14 protein-coding genes are annotated in these 21,926 nt (G+C 47.7%); 12 read left to right on the forward strand and 2 right to left on the reverse strand.

The window, feature by feature from the left end; genetic code table 11:
• Nucleotides 1-220 precede the first annotated feature (220 nt).
• The 12 genes from BN161_RS09410 (at nt 221) to BN161_RS28040 (ending at nt 18,202) form a co-directional block, all read left to right on the forward strand.
• Complete coding sequence (locus BN161_RS09410; RefSeq protein WP_044265268.1) at nt 221-793, forward strand: RNA polymerase sigma factor; 573 nt, start codon at nt 221-223, stop codon at nt 791-793.
• A gap of 102 nt (nt 794-895) precedes the next feature.
• Complete coding sequence (locus tag BN161_RS28030; RefSeq protein ID WP_052356219.1) at nt 896-2,056, forward strand: FecR family protein; 1,161 nt, start codon at nt 896-898, stop codon at nt 2,054-2,056.
• A 7-nt stretch (nt 2,057-2,063) separates the two neighbouring features.
• On the forward strand, nt 2,064-5,549 hold the full coding sequence (locus tag BN161_RS09420; protein WP_244436458.1) for a TonB-dependent receptor: 3,486 nt from the start codon (nt 2,064-2,066) through the stop codon (nt 5,547-5,549).
• 21 nt (nt 5,550-5,570) lie between these two features.
• Nucleotides 5,571-7,163 carry a RagB/SusD family nutrient uptake outer membrane protein gene (locus BN161_RS09425; protein ID WP_044265270.1) on the forward strand — a complete coding sequence of 531 codons (1,593 nt, stop codon included), beginning with the start codon at nt 5,571-5,573 and terminating at the stop codon, nt 7,161-7,163.
• A 23-nt stretch (nt 7,164-7,186) separates the two neighbouring features.
• Nucleotides 7,187-8,062: a hypothetical protein gene (locus tag BN161_RS29775; RefSeq protein WP_052356220.1), complete on the forward strand. Its 876-nt coding sequence runs from the start codon at nt 7,187-7,189 to the stop codon at nt 8,060-8,062.
• Between the two features lie 22 nt (nt 8,063-8,084).
• Entirely contained in the window at nt 8,085-9,872 is a 1,788-nt protein-coding gene (locus tag BN161_RS09435) for a S41 family peptidase (RefSeq protein ID WP_044265273.1), read from the forward strand.
• A 12-nt stretch (nt 9,873-9,884) separates the two neighbouring features.
• A complete protein-coding gene (locus tag BN161_RS09440; RefSeq protein ID WP_044265306.1) occupies nt 9,885-10,370 on the forward strand; it encodes a TlpA family protein disulfide reductase in 486 nt (161 codons plus the stop codon).
• 6 nt (nt 10,371-10,376) lie between these two features.
• Nucleotides 10,377-12,113, forward strand: a complete 1,737-nt coding sequence (locus BN161_RS09445) for a DUF6029 family protein (RefSeq protein ID WP_244436459.1) — start codon at nt 10,377-10,379, stop codon at nt 12,111-12,113.
• A 35-nt stretch (nt 12,114-12,148) separates the two neighbouring features.
• Nucleotides 12,149-13,219: an Omp28-related outer membrane protein gene (locus BN161_RS09450; RefSeq protein WP_167332512.1), complete on the forward strand. Its 1,071-nt coding sequence runs from the start codon at nt 12,149-12,151 to the stop codon at nt 13,217-13,219.
• 24 nt (nt 13,220-13,243) lie between these two features.
• Nucleotides 13,244-15,718, forward strand: coding sequence for a hypothetical protein (locus BN161_RS09455; RefSeq protein ID WP_044265277.1), 2,475 nt, complete (start codon nt 13,244-13,246; stop codon nt 15,716-15,718).
• 18 nt (nt 15,719-15,736) lie between these two features.
• On the forward strand, nt 15,737-17,536 hold the full coding sequence (locus tag BN161_RS09460) for a hypothetical protein (protein ID WP_044265280.1): 1,800 nt from the start codon (nt 15,737-15,739) through the stop codon (nt 17,534-17,536).
• A 24-nt stretch (nt 17,537-17,560) separates the two neighbouring features.
• Nucleotides 17,561-18,202: a porin family protein gene (locus tag BN161_RS28040; RefSeq protein WP_074435111.1), complete on the forward strand. Its 642-nt coding sequence runs from the start codon at nt 17,561-17,563 to the stop codon at nt 18,200-18,202.
• Between the two features lie 98 nt (nt 18,203-18,300).
• On the opposite strand, the gene BN161_RS09470 is transcribed toward BN161_RS28040, so the two are convergent.
• Both BN161_RS09470 and BN161_RS09475 read right to left on the reverse strand, forming a co-directional pair.
• The gene (locus BN161_RS09470; RefSeq protein WP_044265282.1) at nt 18,301-20,634 is read right to left on the reverse strand and encodes a glycoside hydrolase family 3 N-terminal domain-containing protein; all 2,334 of its coding nucleotides are present in this window, start codon (nt 20,632-20,634) and stop codon (nt 18,301-18,303) included.
• A 107-nt stretch (nt 20,635-20,741) separates the two neighbouring features.
• On the reverse strand, nt 20,742-21,923 hold the full coding sequence (locus tag BN161_RS09475; protein WP_044265284.1) for an esterase: 1,182 nt from the start codon (nt 21,921-21,923) through the stop codon (nt 20,742-20,744).
• Nucleotides 21,924-21,926 lie beyond the last annotated feature (3 nt).

Genomic DNA, 21,926 nt, shown 5'->3' on the forward strand with positions numbered 1-21,926 from the left:
GCAAAAAAGAAACACCGTGTATTGTTTCATCAAAAATATGCCGTATATTTGCAAACTGGATAGCACTATAAAGACAAAAAAGCATATCTTATCCGCTCCATCACGCCCATTATGTTACCTTTCGAGACGACATCAGGAAGTGATTTGTCAGAAAGATTTTTATTCAAACTATAGTGAACCACTTGACTGCCGACTATCATTGCCGAAGCATCCAGAGAGAATGAAAATGACATATAGCGAATTACCTTTAGACATTTCCACATGGGACGAGACTTGCATGCAATGTTTCATCAAGACCAATGCCGCCCTGTTCCATGTGTTTGCCAGCCGCTATGTGGACGATTCCTGTCTGATTGACGACTTCCTGCAGGAGGCTTACATCAAGCTGTGGACTCGCCGCAAAAGCATTGGTAAGGTGACATCCATACACAATTATTTCTATTCCATCCTTCGCAACACCATTCTGGATAAATGGGCCTACTTTTTCCAAAGCGAAAAGAGCGAAAGGAATCCGGAGCATCTGGATATTTCTTCCGATGAGACCTTCATGCAGCACCTCATTGAGGCGGAAAGTGCCAACCTGATAGCACAAGCCATACAAAAGCTCTCCCCGCAGAGCCAGCAGGTCATAGAGATGACCATCGACGGGAAAAGCATGCAGGAAATAGCCGATGCACTCCAACTGACAGTCAACTCTGTGAAAACCGTAAAATACAGAGCCATCAAACGCCTTTCAGCATTACTCTCGAAAGAGGACTTCCTGCTACTTTTAGTTCTTGTTTTTATCCGATGACCTTTCTTTTTTCACTTTCTAAATGTTAAAAACGGCACCTCGTGTCATACCAATAACAGATTATTCAAGTCTACTTAATAAAAGTGTAATAATATAAATAAAATGGAATCATATACAGATGTTTCCCGCCTGATTGCTGCTAAAGTATTAAAGCAAAAGCTGACGGAAAAAGAAGAAGCACGCCTGAGCGCATGGTTGCAAGCCTCCAAGAAGAACCGCGCCACTTACGAGGAAGTTAAAACTATGAAATTGGCTTCCCGACTGATAGAGTTAGAGCAGGCGGACTACGGGCAGAAGATGTCCGACCGGTTCCTCAAGCAGCAAAGGCAGACACGCCACAAGTTGATATATCAGAATGCAGCCATCTGGTTGAGCGGTGTGGCAGCCACTGCACTGATATTCCTGACCATATCATTGCTGACTCCGGAAAACAAAGAAATTCAGCCTGTCAAGCAGATAGCAGAAGCTCCCGCCATCGTACCAGGAAAAGTTGAAGCGACTTTAACACTGACCGATGGCCGCGAGATAGGCATCACAGAGAAAACGCCAGATAAAATAGGCCAATTACTGGATTCCATCGGTATTCAGGCACAAGCCGCCACGGAAAAACCCAAAAAGCAGGTAGCCTACAACACCCTGACTGTCCCTTTGGGAGGTGAATATACTTTCCACTTAGCAGATGGGACAAAGGTGTGGTTGAACTCCAAGACAGAGCTTCGCTTCCCTGAGGCATTTGAAGGAACAGAGCGCCACATATACCTCAAAGGAGAAGCTTTCTTCGACGTTGCCAAGGACAAAACTTATCCGTTCATCGTGACTACAGACCGAGGAAGTATTCGCGTATACGGAACCCGCTTCAACGTGACCGGCTATACAGAAACGCCCTTATCAGCCGTATTGGTGGAAGGCAGCATCGGCTTCCAACCAACGGAAGGGAAAGAGGTGAAGTTGCAACCGTCACAACGGATGGTTTACAATGAAGACACCGGAAATACCAGAATCGAGACAGTGGATGTGTCACAATACACCGCATGGATCGACCACATGTTCGTATTCAACGGACAACGGCTGGAAGATATCATGCTCTCCCTCTCCCGCTGGTACAATTTCACCCCTGTTTTCACATCAGACGATATCCGCAACATCCGCCTTACCGGACGCCTGTATCGCCACGAGGACGTGCGCATTTTGCTGAATAGTTACGAACGCACCACTGGCATCAAATTCTGCATAGATAACAATAAAATAATCATTACCAAATAGTTATAAGATGAATAGTAAACAATGTAAGACAATCGATTTCCGGCAGAGAATCAGTAGAGGAATTGTACGGTTCCTTCTGATAGCATTGCTTATTGGGAGTGTTCTGATGTTCCCAACAGAGGTATCTGCCCAAAAGACAACACTGCGTATTGAACAAGGTACATTGGACCAGGCTTTTTTGCAAATTATGAAGAAAAGCAACATCCAATTGGTATACAACACCGATGTAGCGGCAAAAATAAAATGCCCGACCAAGTCATTTCAGCAGAAAGATATCACTGAGATATTAGACACCTTGCTGTCCGGCACGTCTTTAACTTATCAAGTGAAGAACGGCATCTACACCATCGTACAGAAGCCCGCCGCTCCGGTTCGTCAGGAAGAGGGGAAAGTGTCGGGAATCGTAATTGACGATCAGGGAGAGACAGTCATCGGTGCATCTGTCATGCTGCTGGGCTCTACCATCGGTGCGGTTACAGACCTTAACGGACACTTTGAACTGGATAATCTACCTGTCAGAAACGGTACCCTGCGTATTTCCTTTGTGGGCATGAAAACGCAGGATATCACATTCAAGACCAATGGAAAACTGAAAATTATCATGGAAAATGATAATGAGATGCTTGACGAGGTGATGGTTATTGCCTACGGTGCAGCCAAGAAGTCATCCTTCACTGGTTCGGCCGCCGTCATCAAGAAAGATGCTTTGGAGAAAAGGCAAGTGTCAAACCTTACCAATGCCCTGTCCGGTGAAATTTCCGGTGTACAGACGTTGAGTTCGGAAGGTGCTCCGGGAACTGCAGCCAAAGTACGCATCCGTGGAGTAGGTTCTATCAATGCCGGTTCCGATCCATTATATGTAGTAGACGGCATTCCATTCGATGGAGACATCTCCTCCTTGAACATGACCGACGTGGAATCCATGACCGTGCTGAAGGATGCAGCAGCGGCAGCACTATACGGTTCGCGCGCAGCCAACGGTGTCATTATCGTCACTACAAAGAAAGGAAAATCAGGAAAAGCACAAGTGAACTTTGACATGAAGCTGGGTATCAACACCAATGCATTGCCCAACTACGACGTCATCCAAAGCCCGGCCCTCTACACAGAGAAAGCTTATGAGGCCATCTATCACGGCTATCATCTGAATCTAAAATATGACAGAGATGAAGCGAACCTGATAGCGAACAAGATTCTGCCGACAGCAGAGTCTGGCGGTCTGGGTTACCGGATATATACCGTTCCCAACGGACAACAGGTAGTGGGAACTAACGGAAAGCTAAACCCGAATGCAACTTTGGGATATTCAGATGGCACCTATTATTATACGCCCGACAATTGGAGAGACGAAACCTATCAGTCCAACCTCCGTCAGGAATACAACCTGAATGTATCCGGAGCTGGAGAGAAGCTGAGCTACTATCTGTCTATGGGCTATTTAGATGATCTGGGTCTGATTGACAATTCAGGACTCAAACGATACACCTTGCGTATGCGTGGCGACTATGAGTTGAACAAGTACCTGAAAATGGGAGCCAACCTCAGCTATGCCTACAATGACAACAACTACCCGAACGGACAGACCTCTGCCTCTTCGAGTAACAATGCCTTCATGCTGGCAAACATGATCGCCCCCGTCTACCCGATGTATGTACGCAACGCAGATGGCTCTTTGAAGCAGAACAACCACGGAAGCGTAATTTATGATTACGGCGACGGCAGAAGCACTAACTTCAGCCGAAGCTTCTCTTCTATAGCCAATCCTGTAGGTGATTTGCTTTACAATACAGAATTCTATAAAGCAGATATTTTCTCTGCAAACTGGTACGCTACACTGACTCCGATGGAGGGCCTGACGATTACCGCTCGCTATGGTCTGAATGTCGACAACACCCAAAACACCCGTTCCATCAATTCTTTTTACGGACAATACGCATCAGTAGGCGGCTATGTATATCAGGCCACATTGCGACAAGCAGGTCTGGACCAGCAATACACAGCAACCTATAATACCACGATCAACGCCATCCACAACTTGGAGGTGCTAGTTGGATACGATGGCTACACTTTCAAGGAAAAAAGTTTGTCTGCCTACGGACAGAATATGTACAACCCCAACATTCCGATTATAGACAATACCATCGACAGCAGCCGTGGAAACGGTACGGCAAACACCTACGCCACCGTGGGCTACCTCTCGCGCATGAACTATAATTACGACGAGATTTATTATGCCAGCGCTTCCTTCCGTCGTGACGGTTCTTCACGCTTCCATCCCGACCACCGCTGGGGTAACTTCTGGTCTTTCAGTGGTGCCTGGATGATGTCGAAAGAGGAATTCATGCAAGACGTAAAGTGGATTGACATGCTGAAACTGAAAGCCTCCTTCGGTCAACAAGGAAATGACAATATCGGTAACGAATATGCTTATGTCAACCAATATGCCATGCAGGGCAGCAATGGTTCCTTCTCCGACGGACTGCTTTCCTACAAAGGCAACCCGAACATTACATGGGAAACGACCAATGCTTTCAACATCGGTTTTGACTTTGCCTTGTTCAGGAACAAATTGAACGGTACGGTCGAATACTTTTCACGCCAAACAAAAGATATGCTCTACAACAAACCCGTGTCGCCCAGTGCCGGCTACGGTTCCATTCCCATGAACGTGGGTTCCATGCGCAATTCCGGAGTTGAGATAGAATTGAAATATAATCTGATAGAGAAGAACGGACTCACATGGGATGTCTCTGCCAATGCTTCCTTTATCAATAACAAAATATTGAAACTGCACAAAGACCTCAACGGTCAGTTGCTGAGCGGAAACTTTATCTTGAAGGAAGGATCTTCCATGTACAGTCTCTACCTGGTGGAATATGTCGGCGTAGACCCGAAAGAAGGGCAAGCCCTTTTTTTGGCCAAAGACAATACGGGAAAAGAATATGCTACAATAGACTGGCAGACTGCAGTCAGCACCAATCGTAAGCCCACTGTAAACCTGATGCCGAAAGTTTACGGCGGTTTTGGTTCAAGCTTGTCCTACAGAGGTTTAGATGTTTCCATTTCCTTCTCCTATCAATTGGGAGGAACCATTTACGATTCAGGCTATCAGCAACTGATGCACGGAGGTATGAGCAATACAGCCGGAACCAATTGGCATGAAGACATATTGAAATCGTGGACAGAAAACAACACGGTGACCAACGTTCCGCGTGTGGATACTCAGGACCTCTATACCAATGGTACTTCTACCCGTTTCCTGATAAGTTCCGATTTCCTGAATATAAACAACATCACGATGGGATATACATTGCCCAAGCAATTGCTGACAAAGTTTGGCATAGAGCGCCTGCGCTTATTCTGCGTGGCAGACAACGTGGCCATGATTACAGCACGACGTGGATTAGACCCCCGTCAAAGCTATACGATGACTACCTCAAGCACTTATTCGCCCATTCGTACCATTTCCGGCGGACTGAACTTGACATTCTAATAAATCAAAAATCCATCAGACATGAAAAAATATATATACATAGTAACTTTGACAGCCGGATTGTTCAGTGCTTGTACTGACCTGGACACTTATCCTGAAGGGGCAATCATCACCGAAGACCAGAAAAATGACGTGAATGAGGAACAGCCAGACAAAGCAATGACTGCGGCAGCCAACAGCATTATGGCCGCTTTTTATCGTAACAACGCCATTTTCGACGGTGACTTCGACTTCGGCTATCCGGGAATGATGATTTCCATGGATACGCGTGGCTACGATATGGTAAGTACCACCAACCTATACAACTGGTTCTTGGAGCCGTTGTCCTTTGATGACATATCTTATGACCATCGGTTCAACCGCTTCTTCTGGAGTACGCTCTACAACCAGATTTACATTTGCAACCAGTTGCTAAAGCAAGTCCCCAACGGAGAAAGTACAACTCCGACCACTCGCTTTTATCAGGCTCAGGCATACGCAACACGCGCATTTGACTATTGGGTATTGGCACAAATCTATCAGCAAACTTACGTAGGGCATGAAAGTTTTCCATGCGTTCCCATTGTGACTGAAGCCAATGATGAGAAGATTGCCTACGAGGGTGTCCCCCGCTCTTCCGTTGAAGATGTTTATGCCCAAATCCTTTCAGACTTAGGCCAAGCACTGAACTTGCTGGAAAACAATACGACGCACAGAATGGACAAACGCTTTGTAGATGAAGCAACCGTACACGGACTGAGAGCACGCGTATTCCTGACCATGCAAAGATGGACAGATGCACTAAGTGACGCAGAGGTAGCCATTGCCGGAGCAGGAGCGCCCTATTATAGAGAGGAAGCGGCAATACCCTCCTTCATCTCTTCAACAGACCACGCCTGGATGTGGGGAATTGTCACGGCAACAACGGATGATGTAGTAAATACGATTATCTCAAACTTCCCTTCGCATATCTGTACCTTTATCGGTGAGGGATATACACAGCACGACGCTTACCGCATGGTCAACAAAAAGCTGTTCAACAGCATCAACAAATCGGATGTGCGAAGAGGCTGGTGGCTGGACGAAAATCGGCTTTCTATAAATCTGAATACCACACAGGCTGCCTACATGGCACAAAAAGGTTTTCCGCCCTATACATCCGTGAAGTTTGCGCCTTACAACAATGAAGTGGGAACTTCACTGAATGCCAGCGACATCCCACTGATGCGTGTGGAAGAAATGTATCTCATCAAAGCCGAATGTTTGGGCATGAGCGGAAGACTAGCGGAAGGACGCCAATTCCTACAGGAATTCATCCAGAATTACCGGGATGCCAACTACGAATGTACTGCCGGCACTGCCCAAACTTTCCAAGATGAAGTCTATCGCCAACGCCGTATAGAGCTGTGGGGCGAAGGCATGTCCTACTTCGACATACTCCGCTTGGGCAAGAACATGGACAGACGTGGAGGCGGCTACATTAATCCCGAAATCATTTATAACATTCCGGCAGGTGACGATGTACTTATCTACCGCATTCCCCAGTCGGAGGAAGAACAGAATGTACAAATATCATCTGACGACAATAACCCGACACCCACAAAACCGGTTGCGGTTGCAGACGTAGAAGAATAACAAAGAAGAAAATGAGACAAAATATGAAACATATCAATTATATATTGGCTTTGGCAATTGCAACCCTGTCGTTGGTTGCCTGCGATGTGAGCGAGAACCATGTACCCGGAGAAGCTTTCGGCATCGGAGTTCAGGCTTACATCAATCAGGAGATGCAAACTTCATACACTTACAAACCGACAGACGAGCAAGTGCTAAATATCCCCATCTACCGCGAAAACCACGAAAGTGCGGCAACCGTTCACTTCGATGTGACCGACCCCGACTATGCCTTCAATGTTCCTACCACCCTGAAGTTTGAAGCTGGAGAGTCAGTAAAGAACCTCCAAGTGACTTTCGATATCACATTGGGCGAAGTTCATCAATTTACAGTGACCATCGCCAAGGGTGAGGTCTTTACCTACGGCGCACCTTCACTGACTTTTAAAGTGATGCGCGACTACAACTGGATAGATGCAGGCACGGCACTCGTCACATCCGCTTGGGTGGGTAACACGCAGCCAATAGAAGTTCCCGTGCAAAAGCGTGAAGGGGTCACAGAAAACGGAAGCAACAATTTGTACCGTCTGTACAGTCCTTACTTCATTATGGAACCTGAGTACTGCCCGACAGAGGGTGCCAGCATCCAGTTCTATGTGGACGATAAATTCAATGCAGTTGAACTTCCTGAACTTCAGGCTATGGGCTATCAGGATGCAGCAAACGGCCTCGGTAACCTTTATATATACTGGAAGGATGTGGAAGATGTCACGAAAGTATTCACTAATGTAGGAAATGCCTATACCATCTTTTGCCCAATGGTTTGTGACCGGTTCTCTGAAGGTGAGATTTATCTTCTCTCCTACACGGACGGCAGCGGCATCTTCACGGAAACTATCGAGTTTGTTTGGAATCGTTAAATCCTTAGTAAAAACAAAAATCATGAAATATAAGAACTTATTCAAACTATTTTTCCTAGGTTGCCTGACGGTGTTGTCTTCCTGCGAGGAGGATATTACGACATTGGCCAGCCTGGACGACACAGACTTCAGCACCTCTACCGAAGCCATGACCCTCAGCAACCTTGGCGGAAGCGACAACGTGACTTTCGTGACACCGGGAAACTGGACACTAGAGGCGACTGAAGAGTGGCTCTCCATTTCACAGACATCCGGTCAGAAAGGCGGTGCTGTCGTGGTACTGGAAGCCGAAACCAACACAACAGGACGTACTCGCACCGCTTACCTACTGCTGAACGTGGAAGGTTACGAACAGAGGATTCTCTGTTCGGTGACCCAGACGAGAGTAAAAGGAGACGGCCTGGATGTGAATTATTGGATGGCAGACTATATGGCAGCCAACTATCTGTGGAACGACGAATTCAAAAAAGTGCAAGACAAACTGAATTACGGTCAACAGCCGGATGAATGGCTGACAAACGCTTTGGGAAGCATGCGCACCAACGTAGACGATGGCTACAACACCAGCGAAGGACGCATCTACTACTCCAACATTACAGGGCAACAAGTGCGCACACGTGCTCCAGGCGATGCCACCGACTACGGAGTAGGACTTTGCCAGGCTGGTGTCTATGACCAAACTTACGGCTTGCTCTACCTGATAGTAAACTATGTCTATAAAGGTTCTCCCGCCGACCGTGCAGGCGTGAAACGTGCCAGCCTAATAACCAAAGTGAACGGACAGAACTTGACAGATGCCAACATTAACGAGGCTTTCTATATGCTGTTGGGCTACATTGGAAGTTCCTCCATCTCTCTGGAAGTAAGAAGCTTCCAACAGGTGGGAGAAAATTCCTATACCATCAGCGAGACCGCCAATAACGTCACTCTATATCCAGCCACCTACGATGCCAACCCCATTCTCTATGCAGACGTGTTCACCAGCCCCGACCGGACACGCAAAATAGGCTACTTCGCCTACTCTGTGTTTGACCTCAACCATGACCAGGAGATTCTGAACACCTTCAGCAAGTTCAAGGAAATCGGCCTGACAGACCTGATTATCGATTTGCGCTACAACAACGGAGGTTACGTATATTCAAGTGCCACTTTAGCCACAGCCATTGTAGGTTCCGCCTATAAAGGACAGGTCTACAGCCATATGCAGTTTAATGAAGAACGCACCAAGAAAGGCGAGGCTGGCTATTTCTATATCGGAGAGAATCCTTCCATGGTAGAGTATCCACTGATTGAACAAGCACTGGATGTTGCGGTCAACATGAAGCGCATCTATGTATTGACCACCAACAACACAGCTTCTGCCAGCGAGTTGGTCATCAACGGTTTGCGCGGTTTGGACGGTATAGAAGTAATCACGGTAGGTACCACCACCAACGGCAAGAATGTAGGTATGGAGGCCATCAACTCTTCGGCCGAGGAATATGCCAATCTGTACAACTTCGACGGCTGGGTGTATGAGTTCTCACCCATCACTTTCTACAATCTGAACGCCAAAGGCAGCAAAGACTATGCCGATGGTTTCAGACCGGACTTTGAACTGGACGAAAGTCGCTCTGTATACGGCGACTGGGGAAATGTAGATATGGATCCTTTAGTGAACGTTACGGCTTATCATATCCTCATGGGCACATGGCCTACACTCACTCGTACACGCTCTTTGGTGAAAGACCAGCCGGTACTGTTCAAGAAGATAGGCGAAAGCCGCGAACTGAAAGGTTCCATTGTACTCAAAAACAAGAAAAAATTTTAATTCAATATGATTATGAAGAAACTTATATTTATTCTTTTTGCCTTGGTAAGCCTCAGTGCAGCTCAGGCTCAGAATTTCCCCAGCGTGAAGGTGCAGGATTTGAAGGGTAACTCCTTTGATACGAAAGACCTGATTAACGGGAAGACTCCTTTTATCATCTCTTTCTGGTCGACTACCTGCAAGCCCTGCATGAAAGAACTGGATGCCATCAGTGAAGCACTGGAGGACTGGTTGAGCGAAGTAGACTTCCGCATGGTGGCAGTTTCTATCGACGACTCCCGCTCTCTGGCACGTGCCAAGGCTCAGTCCACAGGACGCGGTTGGGAGGACTTCACCTTAATCTTCGACCCGAACCAGGATTTCAAGCGTGCCATGAATGTTATCTTCACGCCGCAGGTATTTGTCTATGACAAGAACGGAAACCAAGTATATGCTCACACGGGATATACGCCCGGAAACGAAGCTGAGCTATTAGAAGTCTTAAAAAAATTGAAGTAATCCGATATGAGAGGAAATCGACATAGGTTATATATGGTATCCCTGCTATTTTTACTAGGATACGGTTCTCTGCAAGCCGACAATACACTTGCCGGTGCAGAGATACAGGCAGATTCTGCTGCAATCGGCACCAAGACTGCCACTGCCCCCCAGAAGATATCATGGGGCAAATTCAGTGGCAGTTTTGAGACCAATACCATCTATTATGTAGATGACGAGAAAATCAGTGCCAACGCCCCGAAAGACAATTATGGTTCGAACAACTACCTCAAGCTGGACTACACCAACGGCAAGTTCTCTGCAGGCATTCAGGCAGAATGGTATCCGCAAGTACTGCAAGGATATGAAACCGGACTGGAGGGATTCGGACTGGCAGGAAAATACATTTCCTGGACTGACCGGAACTTCTCCGTTACCGTAGGAGACTTCTACGAGCAGTTTGGCAACGGCCTAATTCTGCGTGCGTGGGAAGACCGTGCCCTGGGATTCAACAACTCCATTGGTGGGGTGCGTGCCACGTTCAATGTAGGAAAGTACGCAGCAGCCAAAGTGCTCTACGGATATCCCCGCGACTACATGCGCAAAGAAGCCCTCGGCAGCTATACGGACACGCAAGTGCTGGGAGCCGACCTAAGCCTTTCTTTGTCCGATGTCATCGGGCTGAGCAGCCACCACATTTCATTGGAAGGAAGTGTAGTGAACAGAATGGAGAAACGTACGGACGATTTTCAATTCTATACTAGTGAAGGTTTTGCAGCCGCCAATGGTTGCCGCCTCGATAAAACCTCTTTCATGAGCTATTCCGGTCGCTTGGCCTACGAATGGAACAACCTTTCGCTGAAAGGTGAATATGTCTACAAAGGAAAGGATGTCTTCCAAGACTTGGCAACCGGCAAGTATGAACTGCGCTCAGGCAATGCCATATTGGCAGAAGCCAACTATTCAGGCAACGGTCTCTCCGTCAGCGGAACTTTCCGCCGTCTGGACAATATGCAGAACAACATCTACCATACCACCGGCACTCAACTGACCGCCAATACCCTGAACTACCTTCCTGCCCTCTGCCCGCAGCACACGTATATGCTGGCCGTACTGAATCCTTTCACCCCTTACGTGAACGGAGAGATAGGCGGACAACTCGATGTGTACTATCGGGTGAAAAAAGGCACTTGGCTGGGTGGCGGTCGCGGCCTGAAGTTGCACGGTAATGTTTCCCTCTTCAACTCATTAGGAAAGGCCAACATGCGCGGAGAGGACTTATTCCTTTACCGCGACATCACTTTCGACGTGGAGAAAAGCTGGAATAAAAAGCTGAAAACCATATTTTTTGCTTCTATCCAAGAGTTTGCCAATGACGAAGGAAAAGGCGGAAGCCGCCTGACGACTGCACAGAATGTCTTCGTAGGCGACGTGACCTACAAGTTCACCCCCAAATGGTCTCTTCGTGGAGAAGTCCAGTACCTCTACTCTGAAGAAGACACCAAAGGAGGCGACTGGATGGCAGCTTTGCTTGAAGTGGGATATGCTCCCCAATGGAGCGTATTCGTGAGCGACATGTACAACCACGGCAATAAGAACGAGAAGGTACATTACTATTCTGCCGGCGTCAGCTACACCTATGGTTCTCTGCGTGCGGCACTCTCTTATGGCCGCAACCGTGCGGGATATGTATGTTCCGGAGGCGTGTGCCGCTATCAACCGGCCTACACAGGTGGTAACTTAGCTTTGACTTATGTATTCTAATAACAAAAGTGGAGAAAGATAAAATGATAAAAGATATGAAAACAGCAGCTGTCACTTTGTTATTCTCAGTGTTGGCTTTAGTTATAGTCTCCTGTGTGGGCGAGCATACGGATTTCCCCAATGAAGAAGGCTTGGTATTGTCTGCAAACAAGACATCCATCAGTCTGGAAGACACGGAAGGCGTGAAGTTCACCGTGACGGACAATGGCGTGGATGTAACAGATCAGTGCATATTTGCAAACGTGACGGAAGAGATTCCCCTTTATCTGGACGAACCGATTTTTGTTTCCAAACGTCCGGGAACTTACAATTTCCAGGCATTCTATGGCGACAACATGGTTCCGACCAATGAAGTATCCGTCCGGGTAAGGAATACAGCGGGAGGCACCTCCAACTTCTATCGCCGCATATTGGTGGCCGACTATACAGGTACCTGGTGTTCCTATTGCTACCAAATGGTGAATTCCATCAATGCGGTTGCCAAGGATTATCCGGACAGACTAATGGTTCTCGCCATTCACGTAGATGACGAGTATTCGTTGGGCAACGAAGCAGCCCTGGAAAGTGCTTTCAACATTACCGGTCTGCCGACCTCTGTAGTGGATTGGCGGGATGTCGTAACCAATGCCGGAGGTTCCTATGCAATCAGCAGAGCGGTAAAAGAATCTTTGGAAAATGACCCGACAATGTGTGGTATTAGCATTGAGACGAAATTGGAGAACAATCAGTTGACGATCAATACCAATACCTGCTTTTTGGAAAGGAACCAGTATAAGATTGGCGTTGTGCTGGTAGAAGACGGAATTGTCGGTACGCAAGCCAGCGTAAACGGCAGCTATACGCACAACAACATGGTTCGCGCCTATGCCACCAGGGCTTTCGGCGACGAAGTGAAGAGCAATACCACACAAAGCACGGACATTGCTTCCGGTGAAGAAGTCAGCGGAAGCTATTCTGTCAACTTCTCTTCCACCTGGAAGAAAGAAAATTGCCGGGTAGTGGTCTATATTCTGAAGAAGCAGGCTAACGGCTCCAATTTCTACGTGAACAATGTGCAGGATTGCCGTATAGGCTCTTCCATCGGATTTGAATATGAAAGTGAATAATATAACTAAAAAACAAAACGATTTATGAAACATTCTTATTACAAGCTTTTGTCATTTCTCACGTGCCTGCTGGTCATGGGAATGATGGCTACAAGTTGCAGCAGCGACAAGGACAAAGAAGAACCTACTCCCGAACCCGTAGGAGAAGACAACATCACAGTCACTAACCTGACACCAACATTCAATTCTGTCTCTTTCCATGTAGAGGCAGCCGATGCGCAATACGTGGCCTACCTTGTTGACGTGAAAGGTTCGGAACATACCGCAAGCCAAGTGTTTACGAAAGGAAAACAGGAAAAGGCGACAAGCGGTGATTTCACAGTGCAAGGTCTGATTGGGAGCACAGACTATACGCTCTTCGTAGTGAGCAACGGAGCAAATGGACTGGGCAAAGTCCACACGGAAGACTTCAAGACTACCGAAGATACCGGACTACCTGCCACCACTCTGTCTGCCGGACTGCGCGTGAATAACTTCACGGAAACCAACGCACAGATTCGTGTAGTGAATGGTGCAGATGTGGACTACTCTTATGTACTGGTAATGCCAACCGTATATATGGAGAACCTGATAATGGACGTAGCACAGGATGACGAGACGGGCTATCTGAAGACACTTGCCACAGCCACAGAGTATGGTGGCCAAATTAAGATAGAGGGTGCCAACAAAACGCAGGTAATCGACTACAACACCGACCTCCAGGCTTCCCTATTACCCGATGCCGAATACTCCGTCATCTCAGTAGGTATCACTGCAGAAGGAGAGGTAGAGACCAAGGGTGACTTGACCCGCATTGATTTCCGCACAACAGCCTATCCGCTGATTGGCGACCCGAAAGTGAGCATTATCATTCCTGAAGGGCAAGCCAAATATATCGCCATCCGATACAGATACGAGCCCAATGCAGATGCTGAATACTTCTGCCGTTTTGCAACGGATTACGAACAGACTGAGAAATTCATCAATTATTTTGATGCCAAATACGGAAAAGGGCAAGGACAAGAAAAGCTTCGTCAGTTTGTCCGCTTCACCGACCAATATTATGGCGAACATACGGAAGCATTTGAAGAGTCCATCAAATACGGATTTGCAGGTTCGGATCACCTCTTCACCATGTTGGCGTTGGGACTGGACAAGAATCTGATGCCGGGCAAGGAACTGACCCGCGTGGACGACCATCTGAATGATATCCCCGACAAAGAGAAAGGCGAATATACATTAACCACTCCTGAAATAGGTGCGAACTTTCTCCTGATGGACGCACACTTGGGAAAGAATTGCGGTGCAGTCTTCTTCCGCCTGATACAAGGCGACGGCAGCGGCATCAACACGCAAGATGTAGACTTGGCACTGGCACTTTATGATGAAGGCTGGGGCATGGGCCCCAAGACGGATCAAACTATAACGGGTGATTATACCGAGTTCTATCATGCAGACGTAGACCCTGACACTGAATATGTACTGATTTCCACTTCCCTGAACTACTTCGGAGGGCTGGATACAGTGCGCGTTTCAAAACCATTCAAGACTTTGCCGCTTCAAAAGGACGCACAGACAGAAGTCTATACCAACATCAGCTTTATCAAAGCCACAAAGTCTACGGCAACATTACACTACCGCATGGCTCCCGAAGCCCGTCTGATGCACCACAGACTGCTCACCTCCCAACGCTGGCATGAAACAGACAGTGATAAACCGATGATAACCGAAACAGAAGAGCAGATCCGCGATTTCATCATGAGTGAGAAATATGGTGAAACTTGGTCGGCCTCCGACCCGGCAGAAGCCGATCCGCGGGAATGGGACTGGCAATGGACTGGTATGGAACCGAATACTGAATATACTTACTACTACGTTACAGAAGATGCCAACGGTAAAATCTCCAAACTCGGCAAACTGGTATTCAAGACCATTGCATCAGAAGGAGGAGCTACCCCGAAAGTAGAGTTCAACGTAACAGACATTACTGCACATGCCTGCAACTTCAGCATTACCACCAATGCGGACGTATCAAGCTACCTGTACATGTTCCTGGGTGATACAGAAGGCAAATACACCAACATGAGTGGAGACGAACTGAATGCACAACTGTACAATGAACTGAAGACCCAAGGTATCAGTGCCATTGACGACATTGTGAACCGCGAAGCACCCAACCTCGTTGCCGGAACTCAATATTATGCAGTTGTCATGCCTTACGGCGCCGAAGGAAAAGAAGGTGAACTTACAGTCATCCAGTTCAAGACTCCATCTACAAGAAACGCTGTACAACTGGCCGCCGCACGCGTTGCGAAGATGAAGTCAACAAAGGCTGCCAAGATTTCTATCAAGAATGTTGGCACTACCACTAAATCGGCTTCTTCTAAAATCAAAAAGACACTGATGAAGGGCAAGCGTCCGACGATGATTGTTCCGCAAAACAACTCAGCCAAGGAGTATTCGGAATATCAATACTTCGACATGAAGTCGGCTCCGCTGATATGGAAGAAGAATAATTAACCACAAAAAAAGACAAATATGAAAAAGTTTATGAACTATTATCTGTTGGCAATGCTGGCAATATGCTGTAGCTTCATGGCAAGCTGTAGCGATGATGACGAAGTCATTCCACCGGAACCTCAACCGGAAGAACTGCCTACACCGACCTTGCGGTTTGGTGAATCCATCGACAGTTACAATGGCTCGGACATCCCCGTTCTGACGGAGAATGCCGATACCATCTATTACCGTTACTCCTTGCCGCAAGGAACTTTAGATGAGATAGACCCGGCTGCAGTATGGAACAAGACAGCGGTAGATACAGAAACGGACTCTACGGTTATCCACATCGACCTGGACATCAATATGGACAAGCGTGTGAAATATGTAATGGAAGCATACGCTTCCATTACCAAAGAGAAGCAGAGCGCAAAGTCTGAAACCCTCAGTAAGAGTTTCCAGTCCTTGAAAGCCAACTTGATTGAGATAAGCGAGGTTCAGGTAGGTCCCACCGCCATTGTATTCAATGCTGAGATTCTGAATGTGCCTGACAAAGCAGACGGATTCTTCTACCAGATTTATCTGAAAGAGGAATATCAGGAAGCGGACTTCAAGTCGACCTACGAGTATGCAGTGCCCATCACCTCAAGCGGCATGCAGGGACAATCTTATCTGGAACCCAACAGAGAGTATATCCTGGCTATAGCTCCGAGCAAGATAGGTAAAAACGACTGGGGAGGCGATGTCATCACCGAAATTCTGGGAAATGTCATCACCCGCGACTTCGTGACCCGTCCCTATGTACTGAACAGCGTTGACGCAACAGTCAGCATAGCACCTGTTTCTTCCAATTACAGTTCCATCACCATAGACGTGACCAACGGAAGCAATGCCGCCGGATTCTACTATGGTGCCGTGAAGACAAGCGACATGAATGGAGCAAACATTGAGGATTTCCTCATCAAGAACGACTGGTTCACCATGCATGCCTCTTCCAACATCAGTACCTTCCTGGATCAGATGGGAGCAAAGCAGGAGAAGGTAAGTGCCCGCATTGCCCGCTTGGCTGAAAATACCGAATATACGGTATTTGCCATTGCGTGTGATACAGTGTACACTCCAGGAAAGATCGTTTCTGCCACTTACAAGACTTCCTCCCTGACCTTCGACAGCAAGGCAAGCGTGGAGGTGAGCACTGCCATGGCTGAATATCAGACCATCGTCCTGAACTGCACCTTGCTGAACGGATGTACGAAGGCTGCATACGCCTACCGCCGTGCCGGCAGCATCAACGAGGCGGAAGCTCTGGAGCTGGTGCTGGCCAACGTGGAAGATCCCGGATACACCACCACAGGCGGAGAAATAAGGATAGACTACCTTGATCCGGGCGAGTATGACTTGTTCGTACTGCCCGTGGACGGCGACAACCAGTTCGGCAAGATGCAGAAGTTCGTCATTTCAACCAAGCTGATTCAGTTCGACGGAAACGCTACTGTTACGGCAACCATCACCAACACAGAAGCAGGTGATTATGGTCCTGTCTACACCATTGCCGTGACAAAAGGTGCCAACTGCGCGAAGTTCTACTACGGCCACACTTACGACTTTGCAGACGGACGGACAGATTTGGAGTATGCCAGCTTCTTCATACTGAACAACACTCCGCTGCCCGAATCGAGCGAAGCGACGTTCACTTTCCAGGTGAACAATTGGGGGGAGGCCGCCAAAGCTGTCGTGATACCGGTGGATGCCAACGGTGTCAACGGTACTCCGGTAGTGCTGAGCTGTCCGGGCAATGCGGTGACAATGAGTACCGCTGCAAAGCATAAGAAAAAGTAAGAGACCCTAACAAAGACTTGTAACATGAGAAGAATACTTATTATCTTTACTTTACTACTAACACTCTCTACAAATTCGCTCTGTCAAGTCTCCGTTGTCGTGAAGGCAGGTATCAACCTGTCTTCCTACAGCGGACTAAACAGTAGCGAAAAAGACTTGCAGGAATACAAACCGGGCTATATGTTCAGTGCCGATGTAGAAATTCCATTGATAGCCAGCCTGTACGTAGAACCCGCCCTGACACTTATCCAGAAAGGAGCACAGTTCTCCGGCAAGGTGAACGGAGAGAATATGACCATGAGAGTAAGTCCTACTTACATAGAGATTCCTGTAATGCTGGGCTACCGGTTCCCCATTTTGGAAAACGTCAGCCTGACTGTACAGGCAGGACCATACGCCTCCTACGGATTCGGCGGCCACTGGAAGTATGAGTCAGAAGGATCCAGTCATGACGCCGATGCCTTTGGCAACACGCTTGGGATAGAGAAACAGGAAGCTTTCTCGAAGAAGCGTTGGGATTATGGCGTGGGGGCAGGCGCAGGCCTCGAAGTAGACCGTTTCCTGTTCCGTGCCTCTTACGCCCTCGGTCTGGCGAAAGTAAAGCGGGACGTATATGGAGACATCAAAAACCGCAGTCTGGCATTTGCCATCGGATACAGATTCTAAATTCGGAATCATCCGACTGACATACTTGCAAACCCAAAAGGGCTGGCTGTTTCACTTTGAAGCAGCCAGCCCTTTTTGTTGGTTCGTAGGAAATGCCATTACTTATTCGGTGTATTCCACTTCTTCGTATCCGCACAGGTAATATTCAATGTCTGATTGCCGATCTGGATACGAAAATCACCTTTCTCCAATACCCACTTGCCGTCATAGCCAACGAAAGCGAAATCGGAAGCTTTCACTTTCAGCGTAACGGTTTTCGTTTCTCCCGGTTGCAGTTCTACTTTCTCGAAAGCACGCAGGTGGCGGATATCAGGAGTCAGGGAAGCGATCAGATCGCTGCTGAACAGCAGAACGCTTTCCTTGCCAATACAGTTACCGGTGTTCTTCACATCAACGGTGAAAGTAAGTACATCGTCAGCCGTAAAGTTGGTTTTATCCGCTTTGAGGTTGCTGTAAGCATAGGTAGTGTAGCTCAATCCGTAACCAAATGCCCATTGCACGGACATCACGGCATCGTAATCATAAGCACCCGACATCTTTTCAAGGTCTTCGCATGGCTTGTAGTCGTAAGTGAACAGTGAATTGATTTCCTTCGGATAAGTATAAGGCATCTTACCGCTGAAGTTGGCGTCTCCTGCCACGAGGTTCGCCAAAGCATCGCCCCCATAGTTACCCGGAAGCATGGTGTTGACAACAGCCTTTGCCAACGGTTCTATTTCGTTGACGATGCGCGGACGGCCTTCGTTCAGAACCAAAATAACCGGTTTTCCGGTGGCAGCCAATGCTTTCACCAGATTGAGTTGGCTTTCGGAAAGGAAGAGATTGTTCAGGTTACCCGGAGTTTCGCAATAGGAGTTCTCACCCACACAAGCGATGATATAATCCGCATTGGCGGCGGCAGCTACGGCTTTATCTATTTCCGGAGCATTTTCTTCCCACCATGCGCCACCTTCCTTATAAGTGACACCCGGCTCATAGATGATATTGGAAGCACCGAACTTCTGAGTGAACGATTCAAGAATGGTGTTATAATCCGCCGCTAATTCATCCGCCCTGTGTCCTTGCCAAGTGTAAGACCAGCCACCGTTGAGCGTACGCATGGAGTTGGCATTAGGGCCTGTAATCAGCAGTTTTTTATCTTTGGGCAACGGCAAGATGTGATCGGTATTCTTCAATAAGACCAAAGACTCTTCGGCAGCCTGCAAAGCGGCGGCGGCATGCTCTTTACCTCCGAACAAGGGGAAATCCTTGTGATTATAAGCAGGCGTTTCGAACAAGCCCAAGCGATACTTCATGCGCAGCACACGGCGTACAGCATCGTCAATGCGGCTCATCGGCACCTCGCCTTCTTCCACCAGCTCTTTCAGGTATGTACAGAAACTCCATTCATAAGGCACCATCGACATATCGATACCGGCATTGATAGCTATCTTGATAGCCTCTTTCTTGCTGCCTGCAATCTTATCGCGGGTATAGAGGTTATTGATATCCGCCCAGTCGGTCACAATCATGCCGTCCCAGTTCAAGTCCTCTTTCAGCCACTCGGTCAGCAGTTCGTAGTTGGCATGAAAAGGAAGCCCGTTGTTCATGGCAGAGTTCACCATCACAGACAAAGCACCTGCCTTGATACCTTCGAGGAACGGAGCGAAATGTTTCTCACGCATATCCTGCACGGTGATGGATGAAGGGGTACGGTCTTTACCGGAAACAGGGACACCGTAACCCATATAATGCTTGATGCAGGCAGCTACTTGTTGCTTTCCTATATGGTTAGGATCACTGCCCTGGAAACCGAATACGGCTTCGCGCCCCATTTCGGCATTCACGTAGCAATCTTCACCGTAGTTCTCCCAATGGCGGGGCCAGCGGGCATCACGTGCCAGGTCGAGCACCGGAGCATAGGTCCAGGGGATACTTCCGGCCTTAGTTTCATAAGCAGAGATGCGGGCACCTTCACGCACCAGTTCGCGGTTGAAGGTAGCTGCCATATTGATGCCCTGGGGGAAGAAAGTTCCGCCCAATGTATAAGTTGTTCCGTGTATCTGGTCTACGCCATAAATACAAGGAATACCCATTACTTTCATCGATTTGTCCTGTATCTTCCGGATGATTTCTTCCCACTTCTCTTTGGATTGGGCAACGCCCTGGGGCACATTCAGAATAGAGCCGACCTTGTACTTGCCGATAACGGTATCCAGCAAAGCATCGTCTATCTGAAATTCTTGGGTCGAATTATCACGTTTGGTAATGACGTCAATGGTAAGCTCTGTCATTTGCCCAATCTTCTCTTCAAGGGTCATCTTCTTGAGCAAGGCTTCTACCTTCTTTTCTATTTTCCCGTCTCTTGGGATGGCAGGAGCCACTGTAGTTTGCGCCGTAGCGGTCAACATCAGCCCGGAGAGGGCTGCGGATAAGATTAATTTTCTATTCATGGTATTGTTTTTGGGGTTTCAGCAGGCAAAGATAAGAACATCCTGTTATCCTCAAGGGTATAACAGGATGCTTTTTAGGTATTGTTTTGTTATTTCCTGTATTTCTCTTACCAGAACAACATCGGAACAAACTCCGTCAGATAAATACGCCAGTTCTTCCAGATATGCCCTTCGTCCGATTCGTAATAGGTATATTTATATCCCTTTTCATCCAGCAGTTTACGGTATTCCTCATTGGCTTTGTAAAGGAAATCCATCTTACCGATGGCAATCCAGTAAAGGGCGGGGTTCTTGTCAAACTGCACTTTCAGTTTTCCTTCCATGTTCTCATATATCGCTGAAGATACCTCTTTATTAGGCATAATGGCAGCAGAAAATAGTCCGATATAATTAAACATATCAGGATATTGCTTGGAAATATGCAAAGAATGGAAACCACCCATAGACAAACCGGCAATGGCACGACCGGATTTACTCTTTATCGTACGGTAGTTTTTATCGATGAACTTCACGATCTCGGGAAACGCCTGTTCATAAGATCCCTCCATTGTCTTGGGTAACTGCATTGTCGGGGAAACCATTCCACGGGATGACTCTCCGGGAGCAGCTTCCTGTGAAGCATTACCGTTCGGCATTACTACAATCATAGGCTTTGCTTTCCCCTGTGCAATCAGGTTGTCCAGTATCTGTGCAGTACGGCCCAGAGAAATCCATGCTTCTTCATCGCCTCCCATTCCATGAAGGAGGTAAAGCACGGGATAGCGCTTGCCGCCGGTTTCATAACCGGCAGGAGTATAGACCGTCATACGACGTTCCAGGCCAAGTGCCGGACTATCATACCATTCTCGGGAGACAGTTCCGTGAGGCACCGGATTGACTTTATAAAAATCGGCACGATCACCGCCAATGATAAATACGTTGGTTAAGGTGGACACATCACGGATCAGGTAGACATTGGCGGGATCGTTCATCCGCAAGCCATCTACTATGAAAGAGTAGCTGTAAAGCTCCGGTTTCAGAGGTTCGGGAGTAGTATATTCCCATACACCCTCCTGCCCTTCCTTCAGATCCACAATTCCGGGAGCCTCAAACTTAGCATTCTTTTGTACAGGCAGGAAATCTCCTGTAAGCTGTACTCTCACCGCTTTTGGTGCTTTGAAGCGGAAGGTTACGGTATTGTTGCCATGAATCTCGGGAGATACCACGGGAGCACTTCCCCAAAGGGCTTGTTGTGCAAACATCGTCACGCCAATCAGCAAGGCGACGATCAAAGCTGTTAATCTTTTCATAAG

Source organism: Bacteroides timonensis (assembly GCF_000513195.1).
GTDB lineage: Bacteria > Bacteroidota > Bacteroidia > Bacteroidales > Bacteroidaceae > Bacteroides > Bacteroides timonensis.